Raw genomic sequence first — 5,793 nt, forward strand, 5'->3', positions numbered from 1 at the left:
GCCCGCGTCCTCGGCGGCCGGATCCGGGGGCTGGTCCACGCCCCAGTCGTAGGCGATAGTCACCCCCGCACTGTACGACCGCGCCCGCCAGGCGGCGCCGCTGTTGGACCAGCTCAGGCGACGTCAGCCAGCGGGTTCGGGCAGGCGCAGTAGGCCGGCCGCGTAATGAGGTCGGGACGTCCTCGGCGGTCAGCCGCCGCCGCTGATCTCGCATCCCACCTATCGGGATCGCAGGAAACGGCGAAAAGTCTCCCCTGCAACCCGCTCCCTTTGGCAGCGCACCCCAGGTACGCGCCTAGATCAACTGCTTACCGTTGTTTTTGGTCTGGAAACTACGGGCGGGCCCAACAGGGCTGCGGGTTCAGGCCGCGGTCGACCCACGTGCCGCCCCGCTACCCCGCCCGTCCGGGGTTGGTCGGAGCGGGGCTCGTCGGGCAAGTACGGGCGGGTGGTGCCGATGCCAGCCGGGCACGAAGCAGCTCGTCTACTCGGTCGGCGGAAAGGTAACCACCTAACAGGACGCTAGAAAGCTGATGAGCTGCTCTTATAGTGGCTGCATGCGTGTGCTTAATGTGCGGGTGCGACGGCCGATGGCGGATGCGCTGGCCGAAGCCGTCGAAGCGGCCCGGGAGGTGGAGCGACGGTGGTGGACCGAGCGCCGCAAGGAGCTGGCGCGGCGGGCCGCTGCGGAGGACCTGCCGGTGGCGGCCCGCAACCAGCTCATCGACGCGCTGCACGTCGAGTTCGACCGGCTCCGGGAGGCCGGGACGCTGGTCGGGACCCGCACCGCGTATGTGCTGCCGGCGCTGCGAGGGCTGCTCGACGAGCGCGGGTGGACCGCGCGGCGGTGGCGGCCGGTGCCACGGCAGCGGCGCGGACGGCCGTGGGGCACCCACGACGAGGTGTTCGACGCCCGGGTGGCGCTGCACCTGCCCGACGATGTCGGCGAGCTGCTCGTGCGGGCCTGCTACTGGACCTCCCGGCCGGCCGTGGCCAAGTTGCAGGCCTGGTACGACCAGCACGGCGACCATTGGCGCGGCCACCTGCACAACCCCGCCGCCCGGTGGCGAGGCGCCGGCCCCAGCCACGCCGACCTGCGCGAGCGCGAGCTGCTCATCGGCCAGGTCATCACCACCGGCAAGGTGCTGCGCCAGGCCATCGAATGTGCCCTCACCAACGCCGGAAAGGTAGAAACCTAACCAGCGTAGAAACCGCGATTGACCTGCGCTTTTGCTGTTTGACTGTCGGGTGTGGCCGGTCTACCGTGGGGGTCATGTTGCAGATCAGGGTGGAGGGTGACCCGGCGGAGGCCCGCGCGTTGCTGGACCGGCTCGCCGGCGGTGGGATCGAAGTGCAGGTGGGCACCACCAAGGACCGTGGCGGGTTCGCCCACGTCTACGCGGTGCTGCGAATGCCGGACTGGCCGGCCGCCCCGGCGGCGGGGCCGGTGCGGGTGCCGGCGGTCGTGGGCCGGCCGATCGAGCGACGTCGGGGGCGGCGATGACCGAAACCTCGACCACGAGCAACCCGGCCGACTACGGGCCGGTGCAGGTCCTGCGGCACACCGGCCTGGCCGAGTGGCAGTGGGACGCCGCCACCAGGGCCGGGCTGATCCCGGCCGCCGACGTCGCCGGGCGGCGCTGGTCCGCAGCGGTCGCCGACGACGTCGCCGCCCGCCGCGAGCAGATCGTGGCCGCCGTCGGTGACGAGGCGCCGATCGGCGGGAACCGAGCCGCGGCCCGGCTCGCCGAGCGCACCGGCCTGGCCGTCGACAAACCCGACGTGGAAGCCCTCGCCGACGCCGGCGCGCTCGCGGTGTCCAGCTGGTACAAGGAGTGGCCGCTGTGGGACTGCAAAGCGTTGGACGCCGTCGACGTCGACCAGCTCGCCGGGATCGTCGCCAATCGCCAGGCATGGACGGCCGCCAGCATCAGCGCGTGGGACGCCCCCGCCTACCTCGGCTGGCGCAAGGCCGACTTCGAAAAGATCACCCGCGAGCGAGGCCTGCGGCCCGGCCGCGCGAACCGGTACGCCAAGGCCGACCTCGACGCCCTCGCCGGCGATGATGACCTGGCCGAGCAGCTACGCGTCGACCGGCTGCTCATGTCCCACCAGGCCGCCGAGTACCTGGAGATCCGGCCCACCGACTTCAAGTACCTGCTCGCCGCCGACCTGATCGCGCCGAAGACCCACACGACCGTGGAGATCACCCGCTACCGCGACGTCAGCGTGCCGCTGTACCGCATCGGCGACCTCGACGAGCTGCGCGAGCACCCCGGTATCGACTGGGAAGCCGTGCACGCGGTCAAGGCCGGAGAACCGTCACCGCTGCGGCACCTGGCCCGCCGACCCGTCGACCGGGCCGCGGTGATCCGCCGGTGGGTGTCCGAGCTCGGCTCGCGGCACGGCATCGAGGTGTGGGCCTGGTGGCACCGCGGCGCCGGACGGTGGGAGATCGACTTCGAGCGCGTCGACGGCGCCCCGACCGTCAAAGAGGTCACCAAGGCGATCGCCGCGCACCCACACCTCAAAGCCCACCGACACGAGATCGCCGTGGCCACCGAGGCCGGCGCCGCGATCCGCTGGGCACGGGCGATGCGCGAACCCGGTGCCGCGGTCATCCTCGACACCGAAACCACCGGCCTTCATGGCTACATCGTCGAAGTCGCCGTCATCGACGCCGCCACCGGCGAGACGCTGCTCGACACCCTGGTCAACCCCGGCTGCGACGTCGAACCCGAAGCCCAGTGGGTACACGGCATCACCGACACCGAACTCGCCGACGCCCCACCCCTCGCCCAAGTGTTGCCCGAGCTGCTCACCGTCACCCACAACCGCACCGTCCTCGCGTACAACGCCGACTTCGACCACGCCACCGTCCTACGCCACGCCCGCCGAGACGACCTGAACCCGGCCCACCTCGGCGACGCGGACCGCTGGTCCTGCCTCATGGGCCGCCGCTCCGACTGGCAACTACGCCGCCGCTGGCTACCCCTCGGCGGCGGCCACCGCGCCCTCGGCGACTGTCAAACCGCGTACGACCTGCTGTGCGCCATGACAGCCCCCGCCCACCAACCCCAAGCTGCACGCCGCTGACCCACAACCCACCGGTGGGCCCCCTCGCCCTGCCATCTGCGCGTCCAGTCGCCACCACGGCCACGGGCCCGCCGGCGCCGGCCGGTTCGTGGGGTGATGCCGGCGGCATCACCGGGTTCGGGCTGTCGGGGCCTCTCCCCCGGCCGCGGTGCCCGCGCTATCGGCCCTGCGGGCCGATGGCCTTCAGCCGGACCAGCGTCCCGCCGCTGGACCGCGTCCCCTCGCCGGGGAGGCAGGCTCCAGGATGGTCCCTCCCCGATCCATCCCACCGGCCTGCCACAAGGGCAACCACGGCCGGGGCCGGGGCCGCAACCACACCCCGGTTGCACCCCCGACCCCGACCGTGGTCGGTCACGACCAGGCCGCCGGGATGGATCTCCCCTCAGACGGGAACGCACGAAAAAACCCCAGGTCAGCACCCATCCAACCCCACAAGTGTGCTAGAATTTTAAGTGTGAGGGAGGGGGACGGCGAACCCCCCCAACCACACACCACACCAGACCAACGGCGGGTCGCAGAGCCGACGCCGCCACTCGATCAAGGAGCATCATGGACATCTTCCAGGCTGTGCGCGGCAGCGACATCGACCGCGAGCGCTACGTCAACCGCGCCGCCCTGCTGTTCGCTCTGCACATCGTTCCTGACTGCACCATCACCGGAGTCCCGGTCCGACCTGACAACGCCGTTGCCGTCATCATCCCGATCTTGGACGGTGCCGCCGAGAGCGTGAGCGTGTTCCACGCCGAGGTGTGGGACGTCGTCGGCGGCTACGCCCGGAAGCTCGCCGCAGCCATCGCCGCCGACGCCCTCATCATCGACGGCCGCGACCTCTACGCGTACGCCCCGTAACGCCTAGACCGGGGCGGGACCGTTGCGCGGTGGCGGTCCCGCCCCGATGCCGCCGGCATCACCCCGAGACGGCCGTCGGGAACGCAAAGCCCCAGGTCAGGACTACCGAAGCAACGTCAAGTGTGCTAGAATTTTAAGTATCGATGGGGACGGCGAACCCCCACCGAGCTCACACCAGACCAACCTCTCTGAGGAGTACTCAGTGCCTGGACTCACCGAAATCCTGCTCGGCACCACGACCGCATCGTGCCTCGCGCTGCTCTGGCGATGCGCCCGCCTCCACACCGCCCTGACCACGGCCGAACACGACGCCCGCCACGACGCCCTGACCGGTCTGCCCAACCGTCGCGCCCTGCTGACCCACCTCAACGACCAGGTAGCCGACCGCACCCGCCCGGTTTCCGTCGCCCTGCTCGACCTCAACCGCTTCAAGGACATCAACGACGAGCACGGCCATGCCGCTGGCGACGCCGTACTACGGCACGTCGCCCACACCCTCACGGCGCTGAACCTCCCCGATGCCTACGTCGGCCGCCTCAGCGGCGATGAGTTCCTGATCATCACCAACGGCGGGTTGGACCACGGCAACGCCAATGCTCACGCCGCCGCCCGCGCGCTCGCCGCAGCAACGGTGCCCTTCTTCGGAACAACCCTTCGATGCGCCGCCAGCATCGGCACCGCCACCGCCGACGACAACGACACCAGCGCCGAGCAGTTGCTATCCCGCGCAGACGTCGCCATGTACCACGCTAAGCGCCTAGGCGAAGACGTCATGTCGCACTTCCCGTACATGGAAGAAGACGCACTGCCGTTCTTCCCGTACCCCGAGGGAGCGACCGTGCTCGCCCGACGAGTCCACCGCCGCCGCTTCCGGTAGCACCCCGGTCGGGGCGGTCCGATGCGACCGCCCCGACCACCCCGCACAGCGAGAGGACCGGCGAACCCCTCTCGACAACCACCGAACCCAACCAGGAGAACCCGTGTCAGCCTCCACCGCACCCACGATGACCCTCCCGATCCTGACCACCCCGCCCGCAGAACGCCGTATCCACCAGGTGTGCGAACTGCTCGACCAGGCCCGCCAGCACATGGAGCAGGTGACGAGCCATCTGCATCTGTGCGAGCACGCCCCCACCTGGCCCACGGCGACCATCACCGACGCCACGACCGCTCTCGACTTCCGCGCCACCACCGTGGAACTGATCAAGTACGCCCGCCGCCACCAGTGCGCCGACACGAACCCCGGCCGCATGCGCGCCCTGCTCCGACTCGCCGTGATGTGTCTGGACCTGTGGCAGATGGGCAAGCGCTACGTCTGCAATCCCAACATCTACGCGCTCACCCTCACCCGCCGCACCGCACGGCTGTTGCACGACACGGCGCGATGGGCCACCACCGGCCAGGCTCGATACCTCCTCGGCCAGCCGACCTGACCACACGTGCCCGGCCGCCGACAGCGGCCGGGCACGACCGGACCGCCCAACGGCATCGACGCGCATCGAGCACGCCGACGCCGGCTACCGCTCCCGTCACTCACGATCGCAGGAGACCGACCATGACCAGCACCACCGACCGTCCCCACCCCACCCGCATGGACACGCTCACCATCACCCCGTACCCCACCGGCCCCGAGTACGGCTGCGAACCGGCCGCCCGAGAAATCGCCGAAGCGGTCTGCCGCCTGTACGGAGGCGACGCATGGCGAGCCGAGCACCGATCACCAGCATGGCCCCACCCCGAAAACGAGACTCACGGCGAGTTGACCATCACGGTCAACAACCTACGGACCATCGTGCACCGCCACACCGTCCCCGCCCACACTCACCGGGACCTGTTCACCCTCGCTGT

The 5,793-nt window shown here is 70.4% G+C and carries 7 protein-coding genes; all 7 read left to right on the forward strand.

The genetic code is table 11. The features are described from left to right. Window positions 1-557: 557 nt before the first annotated feature. Entirely contained in the window at window positions 558-1,199 is a 642-nt protein-coding gene (locus ABD52_RS35835; RefSeq protein ID WP_152748367.1) for a hypothetical protein, read from the forward strand. 74 nt (window positions 1,200-1,273) lie between these two features. Further along, the gene (locus ABD52_RS39580) at window positions 1,274-1,504 is read left to right on the forward strand and encodes a hypothetical protein (protein ID WP_047894662.1); all 231 of its coding nucleotides are present in this window, start codon (window positions 1,274-1,276) and stop codon (window positions 1,502-1,504) included. After that, window positions 1,501-3,096, forward strand: coding sequence for a 3'-5' exonuclease (locus ABD52_RS38790; RefSeq protein ID WP_053065535.1), 1,596 nt, complete (start codon window positions 1,501-1,503; stop codon window positions 3,094-3,096). The genes ABD52_RS39580 and ABD52_RS38790 overlap by 4 nt, the downstream gene beginning before the upstream one ends. A gap of 549 nt (window positions 3,097-3,645) precedes the next feature. After that, the gene (locus ABD52_RS35855; protein WP_047894663.1) at window positions 3,646-3,945 is read left to right on the forward strand and encodes a hypothetical protein; all 300 of its coding nucleotides are present in this window, start codon (window positions 3,646-3,648) and stop codon (window positions 3,943-3,945) included. Between the two features lie 202 nt (window positions 3,946-4,147). Further along, a complete protein-coding gene (locus tag ABD52_RS35860; protein ID WP_053065536.1) occupies window positions 4,148-4,822 on the forward strand; it encodes a GGDEF domain-containing protein in 675 nt (224 codons plus the stop codon). Between the two features lie 127 nt (window positions 4,823-4,949). After that, window positions 4,950-5,378, forward strand: a complete 429-nt coding sequence (locus ABD52_RS35865; RefSeq protein WP_053065537.1) for a hypothetical protein — start codon at window positions 4,950-4,952, stop codon at window positions 5,376-5,378. A gap of 122 nt (window positions 5,379-5,500) precedes the next feature. Further along, the coding region (locus ABD52_RS35870; RefSeq protein ID WP_047894664.1) for a hypothetical protein at window positions 5,501-5,793 on the forward strand (293 nt) is incomplete at its 3' end.

This window comes from Micromonospora sp. RV43 (assembly GCF_001029515.1).
GTDB classification, from domain to species: Bacteria; Actinomycetota; Actinomycetes; order Mycobacteriales; family Micromonosporaceae; genus Micromonospora; species Micromonospora aurantiaca.

Bases quoted from the DNA above. Each gene is read 5' to 3' on its own strand.
- ABD52_RS35835 (WP_152748367.1), top strand. From the start codon at position 558: ATGCGTGTGCTTAATGTGCGGGTGCGACGGCCGATGGCGGATGCGCTG.
- ABD52_RS38790 (WP_053065535.1), top strand. From the start codon at position 1,501: ATGACCGAAACCTCGACCACGAGCAACCCGGCCGACTACGGGCCGGTG.
- ABD52_RS35855 (WP_047894663.1), top strand. From the start codon at position 3,646: ATGGACATCTTCCAGGCTGTGCGCGGCAGCGACATCGACCGCGAGCGC.
- ABD52_RS39580 (WP_047894662.1), top strand. From the start codon at position 1,274: ATGTTGCAGATCAGGGTGGAGGGTGACCCGGCGGAGGCCCGCGCGTTG.
- ABD52_RS35865 (WP_053065537.1), top strand. From the start codon at position 4,950: ATGACCCTCCCGATCCTGACCACCCCGCCCGCAGAACGCCGTATCCAC.